This window comes from Paenibacillus sp. FSL R7-0297, assembly GCF_038009025.1.
GTDB lineage: Bacteria > Bacillota > Bacilli > Paenibacillales > Paenibacillaceae > Paenibacillus_AQ.
Window position 1 is genome coordinate 4966204 of sequence record NZ_JBBPAQ010000001.1, and the last position, 17774, is coordinate 4983977.

A 17774-nucleotide genomic window follows, 5' to 3' on the forward strand; every position below is an offset into this window, starting at 1 on the left:
AGACTTCCATATGATTAATATTCTGAAAGAAGTGGCCCGCGGCAAGCGCGGTGCCAAGGATTTAAGCTACGGGGAAGCGGAATATGCGGCGGAAGCCATTCTCGGACAGACTGCTTCTCCGGTGCAGATTGGCGCGTTCCTGATCGCCGAACGCATGAAGCTGGAGAGCCTGGAAGAGCTGGAAGCCTTCGTCGCGGTCTGCCGCAAATATGCCTCACGGGAACCTGTCCAACAGGGGATCGATTGTGCCGGCCCCTATGACGGCAGGGTTCATTCTTTCATCGCCACATTCCCGGCAGCCTTCCTGCTGTCTGCCGCCGGTCTGCCGGTTACCCTGCATGGCTCCGCAGGCTTGCCTCCGAAGTGGGGAATTACGCTGCAGGATATCATTCATGCATCCGGAATTGATATTGCCGGTCTGAGCCGCAGTGCCGCCATTGAGGCGGCGGAGGCCAGCGGTGTGCTGTTCGCAAATTCTGAGCAGTGGTGCCCGCCGCTGGGTGCATTGCGCGGCCTGCGTGAAGACATTGGGCTGCGCACGATTTTCAACACAGCCGAGAAGCTGAATGATTATTCCTGTTCACCTTATATCGTCTTCGGCATTTTTCATAATACGGTATTCGACCGGATCTCCCGGCTGATTGTGAAGCTCGGTTATCAGCGGGGATTGGTTGTTCAAGGCGTGGAAGGCTCAGAGGATCTGTATATCGACCGGCCGAACCGCGTATACCGCATTCAGAATGGAGCGGCGGAGCTGGATATTATTGATCCGGAGTCGCTCGGACTGGACGTGCCCGTTCCGGAGTTCAGTTGGACAGCCGAAAGACAGCTGCGTACCGCCGAGGAAGTGCTGCAGGGCGGCGGACATCTGGCATTCTACAATCAGACACTGCTCAATGGCGCAGCCCGACTCCATGCCGCCGGCAGGGTCAACTCTATTGAGGAAGGCGTCTATACCTGCAAGCATCTGCTGGATAACGGTCAGGCCTGGAATACGTATGCGAAATGGAAAAGCACGATGTTAGCAAGCAGGGCAGCCTCCCTTGGGCAGGTGTAGCCTCTTTGCAGGCGTATAAAGGGGCGGCAGACCGTATTTGCGGTCTGCTTTTTGCGCGCGGTTAAGCACCGGGCTGCTGCCTGGTGTTGCTTTCCTTTGCGGGAGTACTGGCGATCAGGCACTTTTTCTGCGGGAGCATACCGGGTTCTACACAACTAACACACTATTATGAGGACTGAGATTCCGTTATTTCAGCAGTTTTGGCGAAATCGCTTGACAAGCGGACTCAGATTCCGTTAAGTGTCCGAAACACGCTCATTTTTTGTCCGAATGTACAGGATAACGGAATGTCAGTCCGCGTACGCTGCAATAGAGTTTTTTACATGAAATAGAGGAATATCAGTCCGCTTCTTCACTTAGTCGAACAGTTCCAGTACCACAAGCATCTCCAGTACCACAAGCACCTCCAACACACCAGTATTTCCAATTCCCCAACTCCACCAGTACGCTACCAGCACTACCAGCTCCACCAGTACCTTCATCCCCACCAGTACCCGTTCTTAGCAAGCCCTCACATATCAGCATCTCTCCTGTAACGGCAGCTTACCCGTCCCTATAAGGAAAGCATCTTTTCAGCAAGGAATAGAAGGATAAATTTATGGTGGATGCCAATAAATTCTTGTATATTGAAAAAAAAGCACGCAGTCCGTATTTGAACGGTGCGCGCCTCACATTTAATCCGTATGCAGCGCATTGCGGCGCTCGATGGCTCCGGCGGATTCTTTAGAATCGCTTTTGCCTCCTAATTTGAACACCAGAATTCCCCCGACGATGATGAGCACACCGATCAGCTGATTGAACGAGAACGGAACCTTCTCCAGGCCCAGCCAGCCCAAGGAATCCCAGAGTAAGGCGAAGCCGAGCTGAGCGGTCAGGACAATGGAGATGGCATAAGTTGCGCCAAGAATTCGGGTGGCCTGGACCAGACAGATGACGACACCCACACCGATCATACCGCTGAACCAGTACCAGGGCTGCATATGCTGCAGCGTGAACATGTTCTTCCCTTCCATAATCAGCCCCATAATCAGTGAAGCTGCGAATCCCATGCCCAGCACCAGTGTGGTGGTTGTCCAGGAGCCTGTATGCTCATTGACCTTGGCATTGAAAATATTCTGAAGACTAACCAGTGCACCCGCGATTAGCGCGAGTAATATTCCTGCTAACATATCTGTTGCTCCCTTATATACTAATTTGTATTGCCTTGTTGCCTGCTGGATATATTCTACATTGCTTGACCTAATCATCAGAACTTCAGCACGACCACACCCAGGATCATCATCCCGATCCCGATAAACTGCGGCAGCTTCATCTTCTGCTTGGCTACCCCGAACCAGCCCTTGATGTCGATGACAAAAGTCAGGCACAGCTGGGCAATCAGCAAAGCGGAGATGGTTAAGGTGACACCGATGCTCTGAATCGCCGTAACCTCACTGAAAATAACGAATGCGGCAAATCCGCCACCGATCAGATACAACGGATTAACCTTGCGGAAGCCGTGTTTCTTCCCGTCCCGTACGATCAGCGCAATGACCAGCGCCATCAGGAATCCGGTGAACTGTGTGATCGTTGCTGCCTGCCATGTACCAATATCCTGGCTGATTCTTGCATTCGCTACCCCTTGCAGCGTAATGCATGCCCCGCCTATAAATGCGAAAATTATCCCCTTCATCTGTCTCTCTCCTCTATATACTGTCTGCTTTAATTAAAAGCCAGTTTGCCGGATTCGGGAAGGACATATGTCCTGAGTTGTAAAAAGTGTCTGCGAACAGCTGCCCGAAAGCGGCCGGTAAAGAGATAAAAAGCCCATTCCAAACCGGATTTCCGGCTCGAAACGGGCTTATAACTGTATGGTTTAGGAGAGTAGCTTCATTTCCCGCAGCTTGTCCATAATCAACACACTGACAGCTGATACACGGGCTTTATCCTCATAGGTTAACCAGGCCAATTCCTCGATTTCGGAAGCCGGACTCAGTTCACCCGTGAAATCTGCCGTGAGGCAGGTCATCCGGACTGAAATGCCCTCTGCTTTGCCATGCGCTGGAGCTTCAAAGCTTCCGAATTCCGCAATAGTCTCCGGTATGATCTGAACAGATAATTCCTCAAGGATCTCCCGGATCAATGTCTGTGCATCACTCTCACCATGCTCCCGTTTGCCTCCCGGGAAATAATAAGTGTCCTTTCCTTTGGAACGCGCACCAAGCACCTTGCCGTCCACAATATATATCCAGGCAATTTTATCAATTACTTCTGTCATTGTCCGTCTGCACCTTTCTTCATCGAACTTTAATATGCATTTGCTGCTCCGCTTCATCCCAGGGTACCGGATACGCCTGGCCTTTGGCGCAGAAGATCGAGGTAGAGGAGTAAGCCGGATCGGCATTTTTATTATAATTCCGCTGCTGAATTACTGTCCCGGTCTGATGGCACGGCTGATAACCCGCGACTCTAAGCGACAGCGAACCCTTGCCCTGGGTCATGGAAGCCAGTCTCACCCCATAATTCATGAAGCTTGCCACTGGAACCGTACCGGTAATGACAGCGTTGGACTCCGTAATCTCAGGTGGGCTGAAGCTGCCGCTGGCCTGCTGGATATCACTCATTACTTTGCCCACGTAGTCTGAATCTATCCGGAGCTTCAGGTCATAGACTGGCTCCAGCAGCAGATTCACGGCCTGCTCCAGCCCCTGGCGTAAGGCACGGTAAGCCGCTTCACGGAAATCTCCACCGTTCGTATGCTTATTATGTGCTCTGCCGCTAAGCAGGGTGATCTTCAGGTCGGTCAGCGGTGAACCGGTCAGCAGGCCGTGATGGCCGCTCTCCAGCAAATGCTGCTCAATCTGATGCTGATAGCCCACGGCCAGGTCATCCGGATGACAATTGTTAATGTAGGTAATACCGCTGCCGCGTTCCCCAGCCTCCAGCTTCAGATGAACCTCGGCGTAGTGGCCCAGCGGTTCGAAATGTCCGTAGCCATAGACGGTGCCAGTGATCGTCTCCTTGTAGAGAATCTCCGGCGGACCAAAAGTGATCCGGATCTGAAACCGTTCAGCCATGATCTGCTCCAGAATCTCCAGCTGAATTCCTCCCATGACATGGATATGCAGCTCCTGCAGCTCTTCATCCCAGCTTACATTGAGCGAAGGATCTTCCGCACCCAACTGTCCAAAGGCATTCATCAGTTCTTTCAGGTGTACCGGCGGCTCAAAAAGGACTTTGGATTTCAGCGTAGATATCAGGCCGCTTTCCTGTGAGTCCATCAGTTCACCAACGCCCTCACCGGGCAGGGCCTCAGTAAGCCCTACAACCGCGAACAGTTCCCCTGCGGCAGCCCAATCGGCGGAAATATATTTGGTGCTATTATATTTCCGGATTCCGGTGACCCGCGCCGATAAACGTTCCGGTCCATGTCCGTACATTATGCTGTCCCTATTCTTCAGAACTCCCTGTAGAGCCTTGATGTAGGTGATACGCGTGCCTTTTTCGTCGTGGCGGATCTTGTAGACTCTCCCCGCAAAAGGCAGCTCATGATCGTACTCCGTGAAGGTTAACGCGTTAAGAACCTCCAGGAACCCGTCCACCCCTTGATCAAGCAATGCAGAGCCCTGCATACATGGAAATATCTCTCCGCGCTTCAACATGTCTGGCAGAGCACTATGGCAGACGTTGTCAGACAGTGTTCCTTCCAGATACACTTCCAACAGCTCGTCATCACGCTCGGCTATAAATGCTCTCTGCTCATCAGTCAACGCTTCCCCCGGCTGCTGCGGCAGCAGGAAGGCATTGCCGCTGAGCTGCTGCCGGATCTCTTCGAGTACACGCTGCGTATCCGCACCAGCACGGTCGGTTTTGTTAATGAAGAACAGGGTGGGAATGTTATGCTGGCGCAGCAGCTGCCATACGGTTTCCGTATGACTCTCCACGCCTTCCACCGCACTGAGGATGACCACCGCATAATCCAGCACCTGCAGACAGCGCTCCATCTCTGGAGAGAAATCAACATGGCCCGGAGTATCCAGCAGGAAATACCGCGAATCCTTATACACAAATTCCGCCTGATCGGCAAAAACAGTGATTCCGCGCGCTTTTTCAATCTCGTGGGTATCCATGAAGGTATCCTGATGATCCACTCTGCCACGGCTGCGGATCGCTTCGGTATGGTAGAGCAGCTGCTCAGCGAAGGTCGTCTTGCCGGCATCTACATGTGCGAGCAGTCCGACAGTTATATTGTTCATACGGTGCGCTTACACACCTCCACGGATATGCGGAGCTACTTCGGACTGATAAAATTCGCTAAGACGCTCCATTTCAGCTGAACTATAGGAAGGAACATCCAGTGTAGCAAGATTGTCTGCGATCTGAGCCTCGTTCTTGAAGCCAGGAATGACACAGCTGACGGCCGGATGATCCAGAATCCAGCGCATAGATGCTCTGGCCATATTCCCGCGTCCTTCTGCGATCCAGTCGAGCTTGCGGGCCAATGCAACACCGGTGACAAACGGCAGTCCGGCGAAGGTCTCCCCGACATTGAAGTGCTCCCCGTTCGCATTGAAGCTGCGGTGGTCGTTCTCCTGGAATGTGCTGGATTCCTTGAATTTACCAGTCAGCAGTCCGCTGGCCAGCGGCAAACGCACCAGAATACCCGCTCCGTGCGCGGCAGCACGCGGCAGCAGTTCAAGTGCAGGCTGCTGGCGAAACAGATTGAAGATCACCTGCAGCGCCTCCACACCTGGATATTCAAGGCATAGCAGACCTTCCTCGATCGTTTCAACACTCACGCCGTAATGGCGGATTTTGCCTTCAGCTTTCAATTGGTTAAGCGCTTCGAAGACACTGCCGTCCCGTAGAATCTCAATCGGAGGACAGTGGATCTGATACAGATCAATGGCCTCTCTCTCCAGCCGGCGCAGGCTCTGTTCACAATATTCACTAATTCTGCGTACGGAGTAGTTCTGCGGATCATGAATATCTCCACCACGGCAGAACTTAGTGGCAATATGTATCTCATCCTGCTTGCCTTTGGTTGCCTTGGCGAGTAGCTCTTCCGCATGCCCGGAGCCGTATACATCGGCAGTATCAAAGAAATTAACGCCCTGCTCCATAGCCAGCTGCAATCCCTTGAGTCCGTCTTCATCCCTGCTGCTGCCCCAGTCCCCGCCGATTGCCCAAGTGCCAAAGCTGACTTCACTTACTGATAAACCTGTATTTCCCAGCTTGCGGTATTTCATCGTAGAACCTCCGTTTTGAGTTTAGTTTGTATAATGAATCCTATGGAACCGTTAACAACTGACCTTATTATTATGAATGGTTTGCACGGTAAGGTCCAGTCTCTGTATAGTTATACCGCCCCATACTTAATCGCAGATTGCATACTAGTCCGTTCTTGCGGGAGATTTCAAGTCCATCCACCTCTGACGCGGACTGAGATTCCCTTAATTGAGCTTATCAGGGTGATTTGCTGAACAATCGGACTCAGAATCGCTTAAATTACTCAATACTGTTCATTTCAGACACGATTTAACTAGATAACGGAATCTCTAACTGCACTCAGTCCGCATCCTACAACACTGGATTTCTTACCCAAATGCAACATAAAATTGTTTACATTAAAAAAGACCGCCTCCATTCTAACGGAGCACAGCCGGTGACTGAAGTTTAAGCTCCTAGCTCTCCATGACATAAGCAAACACCGGATAGCTCTCCACATGCTCGAATCCCAGCTTCAGTGCCAACCTATGTGACGCGGTATTCTCATGTGTGGTTTCCCACAAGGGTAGCTGGCCTCTCTCCAGGTAATAACTAATCAGTGACCGGGCGGCTAGCGTCCCGTATCCTTTACCGCGCTCAGCTTCTGAGTATGTAACCACATCAATGAAATAACTGTTGTTCACGGTCCTCTTCATGAGCCTCCAGAACAGTAAATTCCCTGTAGTCAACGGTCACGCCATATTCAACCTCCAATACAATCATGAAGATCAGCGCCAGAAACCAGTTTGAAGGTACTGTAGTGTCGATTGAAGAGGGACAAGTCAATGCGAAGGTTGTGGTGGACACCGGAGGCCAGAAGCTCACTTCTATTATCTCAGTAGAAGCGCTACGCGATTTGGAACTGAAGGAAGGCTCTGCTGTTACGGCAATTATCAAAGCTTCCTCCGTATTGCTGATGGCATAATCGGCTTACGGCTTGCGCCGGGTAAGCTCATAGCCTATACAAGCCCGCACGCCAAAAGACCTGATCCGGCGATCCGCCGCCACTCAGGTCTTTTGGGTTCAGTACCGCAGCACCAGCACAAACCGCATGCCCCGCTCCAGCGGCTCCGCGAAGATATCGCCGCCCATCTTCACCAGCAGCTGCTTGCAGATGAATAGGCCGAGGCCGTTACCAGGCTTCCCGTCCGCATTGGAGCCGCGCCAGAAGCTGGCGAAGATATAGGGCAGCTCGCCCAGCAATAGCGGTTCGCCTGAATTCTCAATGACGATGAGCTGGCGGTAGTCCTCTTCCCGGAAGGTCATGCTGACCGTACCGCCATCGCCGTATTTTATCGCATTCTCGATAAGATTATTAAGTACTTCAAGCAGCTTATCCAGATCACCCAACAGCAGCTTGTCCTGATAAGGACCCACCTTCAGCTCTATCTTCAGCAACTCCAACCGTTCTTTATGACCCAGGACCACCTTCTTGATTAACTCACTGATATAGAACTCCCCCGGCACGACCTCCATTTCCTGCAGTGAGGAGACTGAAGCCGTGATAATATCGCCGATCAGCTGTTCAATATCCTCTGCTTTCTGACCAATCAGCCTTGCAGCAGCTTTGCGTTTCTCTTCACTGTCATAGAGGCTTCCGTCCAGCGCACTGGCGTATAGCCTGATCGAGGCGACCGGTGTTTTGAGCTCATGCGATAGAGAAGCGACCAGCGTCTGGCGGTCTTTTTCCAGGCGGAGATTGGTCTGCTTCTGGGTGTCCAGCGTTTGCCGCAGCAGGTCGAGCCCCCATACGAAACGGCCGAAGAACCGGCTCCGGTGCTCCTTCATCCCTGTATTCACATGACCCCTGGACAGCTCATAAGGCAACTCTTGTAGGGTGTGAAACGGCTGCAGAATCTGCTTACGGATATAGAACAGCAGGGCTATCATTGCCCCAAGCACCGCCAGCAGGAACACATTCAGGACCAGGAATACGCTGCGGTCCGCACCGGGCAACCGGTATGAGAACCTTAAATACCCTGTCAGCTGCTGCTCCAGATAGACAGGTTTGACCGTGAATTCGTATGAATCCGCTACACCTATTCCGGCAAAAAACCGCTCAACTGCCTGTGCTTCCGCCCCCTGATCTATCCAGCTTAAGCCGTTAACGTATGTATAATCTCCCGGAGTAAGTATAATCTCTTCCGGCCGCACCCCGCGCTGCACCTGCTCAATAATCCGGTTGATCTCCACCCGGTAAGCTTTGCCGGGCTCCCTTATTTCCCGGTAGGATACATATGTATTCAGAATGGCAATCACGATGAACCCGCCGAGTATTGTCCAGAGAATCAGTCTGTTAAATGCCTTCATACTTGTATCCTACCCCCCAGACGGTTACAATCCGCCTTGGCTCTTTGGGGTTCAGTTCGATTTTGTCCCGCAGCTTATTCATATGTACCGTCAGCGTCGAAGGCTCACTGAAGCTGTCTGCCCCCCATACCTGCTGGAACAGCCACTCTTTACGCAGAGCCTTTCCCTTGTTATTCATCAGCAGCACCAGCAGCTCATATTCCTTGGCCGTCATCCCGAGCTGCTGCCCGCCTCTATATACCATCATCGAGGTCCGGTTAACTGTAAGATCTCCATCGGCCAGCAGCTGCTTATCATCGTTCATCTCATAGCTGCGACGCAGATGTGCTTTGACCTTGGCTGTCAGCAGGTTGACCGAAAAAGGCTTCTCCAGATAATCATCTGCGCCCAGCGTAAGGCCGATAATCTTATTGTCATCCCCATGGCGTGCACTCATAATCAGAATCGGCAAATTGAACTTCTCCCTGGCGATTCTGCAGACGGCGAAGCCGTCAAGCTCCGGCAGCATAATATCGAGCAGCAGCAGCCTGACCGGATGCATCTCCAAATATGCCAACCCCTCTTCCCCGGAAGCCGCAATGAATACAGAATACCCCTCCAACTGCAAAAAATCCTTGATCACCTCCGCCAGCTCCGCATTGTCTTCAATGATCAGAATATCCGCCACGGCTATCTCCTCCTGCTGCTTGTTACCAGCCCATCTCCATCAGCCAGCCCGCCAGGCTGCGCTCACGTTCCCTCGAACCCTGCTCCGGTGAATATTTGCCCAGGACATGCTTGCCCTGAATATTGCCGTCCACCATATATAATACCTTATCACTCTGTGCGGCTACCTTCACATCATGGGTCACAATCATAACGGTTGTTCCCTCACGGTTGATCCGGCACAGCTCATTCATGACTTCCTGCGCAGCTTTCGAATGGAGTGCACCCGTCGGTTCATCGGCAAACAGCATCGCCGGCTCATTAATCAGTGCCCGGCAAATACAGGCCCGCTGCAGCTGTCCGCCGGATACCTCTGTAATGTCATGTCCGGCCGTTTCAATAATATTCAGCTTCCGCATCAACGCATCTGCGTACTGATTGACATCGCTGCGGCTGCGCCTGCTTCCCTTCCCGGATATCGCCTGATAGCCCGATAGAATGATATTATCATAAACCGACAGATTGCTCAGCATATGCATCTGTTGAAAGATGAATCCCATCTTGTGCAGCCTCAGGTCAGCCATTCCTTTCTCGGAGAGCTGCGAGAGACTCTGCCCGTCAAACACCACTTCACCCGCCGTGAGCCGGTCCATCCCGCTGACGGTGTAGAGCAGTGTTGATTTACCTGAGCCGGACGGCCCCATCACGGACACGAATTCTCCTTCATGAAGCGTAAGATTAATATTCCGCAGGACATTATTCTGTCCTTTATTTACAATATAGGTTTTGCATAGATTGGTCACTTCAAGTACAGCTGCCATTCAATATTCCTCCTTGGGTAAATGATTTCTGTTCGCTGAAGCTCACTCTTTATTCATATTCCAGATCTGCACACGTTTGATCTGACCGCAGCTGGTGTATACCGCCAGCATGACGACAGCAAGGATGAGCAGCGGATAGAACACATAGACCTGAAGCGGGACAATCGTGAGCTCCAGCTTCGTCAGACCGAATATCCGGAAGAGGATGCCGAGTAAACGTCCTCCAAGGGTGTTTGCAGCGATTACACCCAGGATTAATGAGGCTGCCATAATAATCAGAATGCGCAGCACCTGCCACAGCCGGATGGCTGAATTCGTGAAGCCGATGCTCTTCATCACCGCAATCCCGTGCACTTCCTTCGTAATCATCAGCCTGACAAACAGGCTAGTGATGAAGAATGTAATGATGCAGATAATTGCCGTGAGCAGCGAATTGATGCTTTTTAACTGGCCCATGAAGCCTCCAGTGATTTCGCCCAGCATTTCCAGCGCCGTCTTGATATTCAGGTCACTGTACTGACTCTGGATTTCCTTAATCATCTCTGCCTTTTGGTCAGCCGGGGCATTGATTGTTCCGGAGAACAGATAAGCACCTATCACCTGCGGGTTGTAATCCTGTGCAATCCAGACTGCATAGCCCTCGTTAGAGATACTTTGGAACAATCCGGTAATGATAAAAGTGCTTTGTACGCCATCAATCTCAAATATCATATTGTCGCCAACCTGCTTGCCGTATTTCTCGCTCATAATGGTTGTAACAGCAATTTCATTCTTAAGAATAGGCGCAGTGCCCTCCAGGAATGGAACGGATTCAGCGAAGTCATTCTTCTGTCCGTTAATTCTCCGGTTCTCTTGCCCGTCATCAGAAATGTACTTGGTCATCAATGCGTAATTCGCCGCAAGTGACACGTCAAACCCTTGCTCCTTCATACTCCGGCTGATTTCTGCCTTCTCCTGCTGAATCTCTTGAGTGGTCTTATCCCCGACCACAGTCTTGGTATAGAAATCCGCTCCAATCGTACCAAAATAATCCAGAAACGTAGGAGAAACAATTGTATTGGTCAAATTCACCGGAATCAGAATGATGGCTGTACTTAAGATTAGAGTTAGAATAAGCGAGGTATAGCTTTTCAGCCGGTTCAGCACATCGCTCAGCGCCAGGAAGAATGCGGTATGCAGGAACCGGCTTTTATGTAAATGAATGCTGCGGGAAGCCTTGAAGCGTTCTCCTGTCTGGCCTTGGCGGATAGCGTCAATGGCCGAAGCCTTGTTAATCTTGCGCATACAGAGTAAACAGAACAACAGAATGAAACCTATAATGGCCACAGTGCTGCACGCTGAAATAATGATGCTGATGCTGCCGCCGGGTAAGATCAGATACTGCGAGGTCCTGCGGGACATTAGCTCTGTCAGCGGAAGGCTGATTCCAAGTCCGATGGCGCCGCCAAGAAAGGCGAGACCCATATATTTTGTTAAATAGAGCTGCTTGATCCCCCGGCTCCTGAACCCGATCGCTTTCATCACGCCGATCTCCTTGTACTCATCCTGCAGCGTAGAGACAATCGTGAACCGCAGGGTGAGAAATGCAATGAAGATCAGAAACAGGCTGATCGCAAACATCATCACGGAGATGATCTGGTCTGTTAAATAAGACGTGGAGACTAGCGACTTGTCGGCATCGAAGTTAATAGGCAGATTCGTTGTGGCGAATGAGCCCGACAATTCCGTGGGAGATATACCCGGGACCGCGATTAAGCTCCACAGATTCACCAGAGAATCGTCTGGCAGGCTCTGCTCTATTTCTGCAAAATCTTCATCCGCCAGTATAATCCGTTTGAAGCCCATCAAATCCGACCCCATAAAGGCATCCTTGAAGAAACCGTGCACCTTGAAGGTTTTCGTTATATTGTCAAAGGTAAGCGTGATTGGTTCTCCTGACTTAATGCCACTGGCTAGTATTAGGCTTGTCGGCAGTCCTATTTCCCCTGGCTGAAGGCTATAAGGCTCATTGTCTTCTCCAAAGATAAGATTGACCTGCTCCGGCACGGTAGACAGCATAAGACTCATATTCCCGGAAAAGCTGGCACGCCCGTCAGGCATTTCTATCTGATTCAGCGTTATTGAGATAAATTTCTCCATGTACGAAGTCTCTACTCTCTTCTCATTCCGAATCCATTCCTGGATGACCTTGTTATATTCCGGATGATCGGCCAGCGCAATATTAAGATCTGCCACCCGGCTCTTGTCAATAAAACTGTCGAGGGCGCTGGAGGTGGAATACATCAGGCTGGAGCTGCTCGCTACGAGCGTTGAAGCCAGAATAATGAGTACCAATAGAACGGTATTCATCACTTTTTTACGCCGCAGATCTTTTTTAAGTATTTTCAGGAACACGATGTTGTTCTCCTTTCGTCAAGCTCTGTCCTGATTATAGCGGGGCAAATATTAAATAATCCTTAAGTCGCTGCAAAAGAAATCCGCGCAAAAAAAGAGCTACAGAATGATCCATAGCTCTCTAATTACTTCTAACCTAAACGTCCTGCTCCGAGATGCCCGATTCCGGGTCAAAGGTAAGCATCTTCGTCGCTATTTTATCAATAAAGAACCGGTCATGGCTGACGGTAACAACCGCCCCGGGAAAATGAATGAGTGCCTGCTCCATCACTTGAATACTGGTCAGATCCAGATGATTGGTAGGCTCATCCAGGATGATCACAGCAGCACCGGAGAGAAGGCATTTCGCTAACGCTACTCTGGCCTGCTGGCCGCCGGATAGATGTCCGATCCTTTTGCTCAAATCTATTTCCGAGAATTGCAGCATAGACAGGAATTTGTTCACTTTTTTCCGCGGCGCATCGAGACCCAGACCATACACATTAACCGCATGGCTTACTGTATCTTTAGGATCAAGCTCGTCCCACATACGATTGAAATACGCGTAGCTGACACCTCGCTCCCAGGTCACAACCCCGGAATCCGGCTCCTCCTGACCCGTCAACACCTTGATTAGCGTCGATTTCCCGCTTCCGTTAGGGCCGACGATGACCAGCCGGTCTTCTTTTTGAATGTCGAAGCTAATGTTCTGGAAGATGGTCCGGTCATCATACGTCTGGCCAATTCCCTTCACTTCAGCAAGCTTGTCCGGAAAACGCAAATTGCTATAAATATCGGTAATCAGGACATTCACAGGATGCGGCTCCACCCGCTTTTTGATCTCCGTCAGCTTGCGCGACAGGCGGTCTTTGGGAGACTTTTTACGGCCCCGGTTATCCATGGCTTCAGACTCCATAAGCAGAAGTTCTTCCTCCCATTCAAACTGACGGTCGAGTACCTTTTTGCGCATCTTCTTTTTTTGAACATAATCGGTATAATTGCCTTCGTACTCCTGGAAATGATAATTCTCGATTTCTATGGTCCGTGTTACTACCCTGTCAATAAACTGCCGGTCATGTGAGACCAGAAGCATCGCCCCGGTGAAACGGTGCAGCCACTGCTCGAGCCATACGATGCCATCCATGTCCAGAAAGTTGGTAGGTTCATCGAGCAATACGACATCGGGCACCTCAATTAAGACCTTGGCCAGTGCCGCGCGGTTCCGCCACCCTCCTGATAACTCGTCTACAGGCTGATGCCGTGATCTCTCATCAAACCCCAGTTTAGTGAGCACCGTATTAATCTCCACCGAGACATTCCAGCCATCCAAATGATCCATCTGTTCAAAAAGCTCCGCTTGCCGTTCTAACAGGGTATTCATCTGGTTATCATCCGTTACTTGCCCAAGCTGTTCCCCAATTTGCTGAAGCTCCTGTTCGATAAGCGTCACCTGCCCGAAGCACAGCTCCAGCTCCTGTTGCACAGACAAGGACCCGGATAGCTCCGAGAATTGGGAGAAATAACTGATCTTAACCTTCGGGTCCAGCTCCACGTTCCCGGCCGTAGGCTGTTCTTGTCCCATGATCAGCTTGAATACAGTCGATTTACCTGCACCATTGCGTCCGATTAGACCTATTCGTTCACCTTTGCTTACGCGGAAATAGATATCTCTGAAGATCAATGTATCCTCATATTTCTTTGTCACATTCTCCATACGTATTACGCTCAAACCTATCGCCCCTCTGGTTCATAACCTCAAAATTCATCTATCCACACTCAGGGGTGATTATAACACTAAATCCGCATAACCGTTGTCACATTACACAAAAGGCCGCGATCCGCGGCCTTTTCACTTGAAACTAGAATTGTTTTTGGGCAAAATCATAAAAGGCCACGGCTGATTCCCATACCGGGAAGCCGGCCTGGGCCAGCTTGTCGCTGCCTCCGCCTTTGCCCTGATATTCGCCAAGATGGGCTTTGAAGAAGGCTCCGCAGGACAGATCCGCAGCACCGCTGTGGGCGAGCACCGCTTTATTCTCCGCCGCGCTCAGCAGCAGAACAGGCAGGTCCGTTAATGCTGTAAGCTTCGCCGCCAGAATCTGCAAATCCTTAAGCGCTCGGGTATCAGAAATATGTGTAATCAGTCCGCTGCCGGGTTCCAGTGCGGATAATAGCTCCCGGGCCAGATAAATATCATTCTGTTCCTTAAGCGAAGCCAGTTCAGTCTGCACCAGCTTCTGCTCATGCTCCCATTTCTCAATCCGGTCGATAATTTCGTCCTTACCGGTATTGAACTTGGCTGACAGCTGCCCCAGAATACGTACATTGTCATTGAATTCATCCAGTGCCCGGCTTCCGCATTTGAAGGTAATCCGGGTGTTGCCCTTCTGCTTCTCGGAACGCAGCAGCTTGATCATGCCGATGGCACCTGTTGAAGCTACATGCGTCCCCCCGCAGGCGTTATGTTCAACACCTTCAATCTCCACAATCCGGATATCCTCTGTCACCTTAGGCAGCTTCACAAGCGGCAGCTTGGCCATTTCTTCTGCCGTTACGAAGTAGCTGATAATGCTCCGGTTCAGGTATATCTGCCGGTTGACCTCCTGTTCAGCCTCCGCCATCTGTGCTGCAGACAGCTCCGGCAACCCGATGTCAATCGTGGCATAGTCATTGCCGAGATGGAAGCTGAGTGTCATGGCCTGGTATAAATCACGGAAGACCGCCGACAGTAAATGCTGTCCGCTATGCTGCTGCATATGGTCAAATCTCCGGTTCCAGTCGAGCCTGCAATTGATCTCTGTATGTGCAGGAAGCTGCGCTACTTTGTGCAGCACCTCATCATTCTCCAGCACAACATCCAGCACTGGAAGTTCACCTATGTACCCTGTATCACAAGGCTGTCCGCCCCCGTGGGGATAGAAGGCTGTCTCCGCAAGTGTCACATAGATCCCGTCTTCACGTTCAACTGTACCACTTATGGTTGTACTCCATTCATTCAAGTAGGCTGAATCATAATACAGCTTCTTAGTCATGCGTAGACTCCTTTCCGTTACCGTCTTCAGCGGGCGTGAAGAACCTTTCCATTACGACATAGTCCTTGCCGCCCTTGCTGAATACCTCATCTGTTGCCTGCATACCAAATTTCTTGTAGAAGCCTGCTTTGTAGGTTCGTGCGTTGCAATAGATCCTTTGTACCCCTGCCTGCTCTGCCTCTTTCAGCACCGTCTGCAGCAGTCTGCTGCCGTAGCCCAGACCCTGCTCCAGCTCCAGCGTAGCAAACTTGCGGAACTGTGCTTCTGTACCATTAATAAACAGAGATAACACCGACACCAGCTGTTCTCCCAGATACAGCCCGTAATGTACACCCCGCTCATCATCCTCCAGCTTGATGTAATCTGGCTCACGCTCGGGCCACATCACTTCATGCCTAAGTTTCCATGCTTCTTCCTTCTGTATGATCCTGATCTCCATCTCATCCACTCCAATATATGTACTTAATGCATCGTATCCCATATCTGTTTGCCGATCAATATGACAGTGACTGTTATGAATAGCGGGCGGATATACGCCGCGCCTTTGCGGATGGCAATTCTGGAGCCCACAATAGCTCCGATCACCATCGGAATGCCCAGAATCAGCCCATGGGTATAGCTGACAGAGCCAAGGGCTATAAACGTAAGCAGACTCGTGATATTGCTGGCGAAATTCAGCATTTTGGCATTGCCTGCGGCCGTAACAAATTCGAAGCCCATCATCAGAAAAGCAAAGATCAGAAAAGATCCGGTTCCCGGTCCGAAGAAGCCATCGTAGAAGCCTATGACCAGTGCCGCGATAATCCCGATCAGCCGTGTTCTGCCATTGCTGCCGGAGAAGGTGGATACATCTCCCCAGGCTTTTTTGAACAACGTATAGACCGTTATCACTACCAGCATGACAATGACCAGCGGCTTCAGAAACTCTGAAGGTACCTGACGGACGGTAAGTGTACCGGCTACCGCACCTATAATGGACAACGGAATCAGTGTCCGGACCAGCTTGAAATTGATTTTGCCGGACCGCACGAAAGAAGCCGTACTGGTCAGGGAGCACATTGACCCGGCCAATTTGCTGCTGCCCAGCAGCAGAGGGAGAGGAATCCCTACGGACAGCAGTGCAGGAATTGCAATCAGTCCTCCCCCGCCTACCACAGAGTCAATTAATCCGGCCAAAAAACCGCAAAGCACCAATACTGCGACCATGCCAATCGTCCAATCTTCCATCCTGCGAAAATCCTCCTGCTATGTACTTTACATTTGTTTTCAGTAAACTTCATTCAGCATACACAATTTTCGCAGGATGCACCATAGATTTGTGAAAATGCGTACGGCTCCGGTTACTCCTGTCACGCCCAGCCATGTGAAGCAAACCAGACACCATCCCTGAACTTGCTCCAGGCCTCCTGCACAAAAGGGATTACATTCTCCGGAAGATCATCCAGCGGGAACCAGCGCAGATCATCGCATTTATCCGGCTCGGTGTTGCAAATCTCACCGCTCCAATGCTCCGCTTTGAAGAAGAAATCAATCCGTTCATTTCCGGGAGTCCGGATATGCATCGCTCCGAGCATTTCAAGGTCTGATGGCGCGATGACAGCACCGCATTCTTCCCGGACTTCACGGATGGCGGCGGAGAACAACTCCTCACCTCCATCCAGCTTGCCCGCAGGCAGACCGTAATCCCCGTCATGATGTCCTGTGTTCAAGCGCCTCAGCAGCAATATTTGCCCATCTTTGATCAGAAATACATGGACTACACTCAACAACCGGAAAGGTTCCATTTGTTAATCCCTCCTGTATGATCAGCTAACCAATTAAAGAGAACATTAGTTTGCCTTTTTACAATCGACTATAGCATACCAGGCTGTACTTTGTCAGACGGAAAGGGTTACTGTCTTCTTCATTGAATGCCAAAAAGCGGTAAGGTTGCCCTCACCGCCCGCATGGCCCCTGCTACATTTACAGGAGTAAATCATTTATACGTATTCTGCTCATTTTTCTTATAGGTCGTTTTGTCATCTCTCAGGGATTCCTTGCGGATGTCACTCTTCTTCTGTTCCATCTGCTGCGCTTCCTGGCTGGTGACCGGGTCCTGATCAAGCTCCTTGACGGTATTAACCAGGTTCTTATCCGGTGCTGTATATTCTTCCACTGTATTGCCTCCTCTAAGTAGTGTGCTACTCGGTTCGGTTTATTTTGGCAAAGATCGGTACAGAATATACACAGCATGGCAGAAGTAAAAAAGCGGACAAGCCTGAGAATGGGCTTGTCCGCTTAGCAAAGCAG

General features: G+C 50.8%; 19 protein-coding genes. 2 read left to right on the forward strand and 17 right to left on the reverse strand.

Annotated elements, in window-relative coordinates; translation table 11 throughout:
* Positions 1 to 10: 10 nt before the first annotated feature.
* Positions 11 to 1057, forward strand: coding sequence for an anthranilate phosphoribosyltransferase (locus MKZ24_RS21660; RefSeq protein WP_340786304.1), 1047 nt, complete (start codon positions 11 to 13; stop codon positions 1055 to 1057).
* A gap of 356 nt (positions 1058 to 1413) precedes the next feature.
* On the opposite strand, the gene MKZ24_RS21665 is transcribed toward MKZ24_RS21660, so the two are convergent.
* The 7 genes from MKZ24_RS21665 to MKZ24_RS21695 all read right to left on the reverse strand — a co-directional run bounded on the left by MKZ24_RS21665 (position 1414) and on the right by MKZ24_RS21695 (position 6960).
* Positions 1414 to 1539: a hypothetical protein gene (locus MKZ24_RS21665; protein ID WP_340786306.1), complete on the reverse strand. Its 126-nt coding sequence runs from the start codon at positions 1537 to 1539 to the stop codon at positions 1414 to 1416.
* A 192-nt stretch (positions 1540 to 1731) separates the two neighbouring features.
* A complete protein-coding gene (locus tag MKZ24_RS21670) occupies positions 1732 to 2226 on the reverse strand; it encodes a DMT family transporter (protein ID WP_042236342.1) in 495 nt (164 codons plus the stop codon).
* Positions 2227 to 2303: 77 nt separating this feature from the next.
* Positions 2304 to 2729 carry a DMT family transporter gene (locus MKZ24_RS21675; protein ID WP_039291582.1) on the reverse strand — a complete coding sequence of 142 codons (426 nt, stop codon included), beginning with the start codon at positions 2727 to 2729 and terminating at the stop codon, positions 2304 to 2306.
* Between the two features lie 183 nt (positions 2730 to 2912).
* Entirely contained in the window at positions 2913 to 3314 is a 402-nt protein-coding gene (locus MKZ24_RS21680; RefSeq protein ID WP_042236340.1) for an NUDIX hydrolase, read from the reverse strand.
* 19 nt (positions 3315 to 3333) lie between these two features.
* Entirely contained in the window at positions 3334 to 5292 is a 1959-nt protein-coding gene (locus MKZ24_RS21685) for a translation factor GTPase family protein (protein WP_340786310.1), read from the reverse strand.
* 9 nt (positions 5293 to 5301) lie between these two features.
* Positions 5302 to 6285 (reverse strand): aldo/keto reductase, encoded by a 984-nt coding sequence (locus MKZ24_RS21690; RefSeq protein ID WP_340786313.1) that lies wholly within the window; start codon positions 6283 to 6285, stop codon positions 5302 to 5304.
* 435 nt (positions 6286 to 6720) lie between these two features.
* Positions 6721 to 6960, reverse strand: coding sequence for a GNAT family N-acetyltransferase (locus MKZ24_RS21695; RefSeq protein ID WP_042236336.1), 240 nt, complete (start codon positions 6958 to 6960; stop codon positions 6721 to 6723).
* A gap of 65 nt (positions 6961 to 7025) precedes the next feature.
* Here MKZ24_RS21695 and MKZ24_RS21700 point away from each other — a divergent pair, with 65 nt between their 5' ends.
* Positions 7026 to 7229 carry a TOBE domain-containing protein gene (locus tag MKZ24_RS21700; protein ID WP_042236335.1) on the forward strand — a complete coding sequence of 68 codons (204 nt, stop codon included), beginning with the start codon at positions 7026 to 7028 and terminating at the stop codon, positions 7227 to 7229.
* Positions 7230 to 7327: 98 nt separating this feature from the next.
* On the opposite strand, the gene MKZ24_RS21705 is transcribed toward MKZ24_RS21700, so the two are convergent.
* The 10 genes from MKZ24_RS21705 to MKZ24_RS21750 all read right to left on the reverse strand — a co-directional run bounded on the left by MKZ24_RS21705 (position 7328) and on the right by MKZ24_RS21750 (position 17640).
* On the reverse strand, positions 7328 to 8614 hold the full coding sequence (locus MKZ24_RS21705) for a sensor histidine kinase (protein ID WP_340786319.1): 1287 nt from the start codon (positions 8612 to 8614) through the stop codon (positions 7328 to 7330).
* Positions 8601 to 9281 (reverse strand): response regulator transcription factor, encoded by a 681-nt coding sequence (locus MKZ24_RS21710; RefSeq protein ID WP_340786322.1) that lies wholly within the window; start codon positions 9279 to 9281, stop codon positions 8601 to 8603. Before MKZ24_RS21710 ends, MKZ24_RS21705 begins: the two co-directional genes overlap by 14 nt.
* A gap of 22 nt (positions 9282 to 9303) precedes the next feature.
* Positions 9304 to 10080: an ABC transporter ATP-binding protein gene (locus MKZ24_RS21715; protein ID WP_340786325.1), complete on the reverse strand. Its 777-nt coding sequence runs from the start codon at positions 10078 to 10080 to the stop codon at positions 9304 to 9306.
* A 42-nt stretch (positions 10081 to 10122) separates the two neighbouring features.
* The gene (locus MKZ24_RS21720) at positions 10123 to 12474 is read right to left on the reverse strand and encodes an ABC transporter permease (RefSeq protein WP_340786328.1); all 2352 of its coding nucleotides are present in this window, start codon (positions 12472 to 12474) and stop codon (positions 10123 to 10125) included.
* 136 nt (positions 12475 to 12610) lie between these two features.
* On the reverse strand, positions 12611 to 14182 hold the full coding sequence (locus MKZ24_RS21725; RefSeq protein WP_042236328.1) for an ABC-F family ATP-binding cassette domain-containing protein: 1572 nt from the start codon (positions 14180 to 14182) through the stop codon (positions 12611 to 12613).
* A gap of 130 nt (positions 14183 to 14312) precedes the next feature.
* Positions 14313 to 15485 carry an alanyl-tRNA editing protein gene (locus MKZ24_RS21730; RefSeq protein ID WP_340786331.1) on the reverse strand — a complete coding sequence of 391 codons (1173 nt, stop codon included), beginning with the start codon at positions 15483 to 15485 and terminating at the stop codon, positions 14313 to 14315.
* Complete coding sequence (locus MKZ24_RS21735; protein ID WP_197073092.1) at positions 15478 to 15924, reverse strand: GNAT family N-acetyltransferase; 447 nt, start codon at positions 15922 to 15924, stop codon at positions 15478 to 15480. The genes MKZ24_RS21730 and MKZ24_RS21735 overlap by 8 nt, the downstream gene beginning before the upstream one ends.
* A gap of 23 nt (positions 15925 to 15947) precedes the next feature.
* Positions 15948 to 16712: a TSUP family transporter gene (locus MKZ24_RS21740; protein WP_042236324.1), complete on the reverse strand. Its 765-nt coding sequence runs from the start codon at positions 16710 to 16712 to the stop codon at positions 15948 to 15950.
* A 122-nt stretch (positions 16713 to 16834) separates the two neighbouring features.
* The gene (locus MKZ24_RS21745) at positions 16835 to 17269 is read right to left on the reverse strand and encodes an NUDIX hydrolase (protein WP_042236323.1); all 435 of its coding nucleotides are present in this window, start codon (positions 17267 to 17269) and stop codon (positions 16835 to 16837) included.
* Between the two features lie 191 nt (positions 17270 to 17460).
* Positions 17461 to 17640 carry a hypothetical protein gene (locus tag MKZ24_RS21750; protein WP_042236321.1) on the reverse strand — a complete coding sequence of 60 codons (180 nt, stop codon included), beginning with the start codon at positions 17638 to 17640 and terminating at the stop codon, positions 17461 to 17463.
* Positions 17641 to 17774 lie beyond the last annotated feature (134 nt).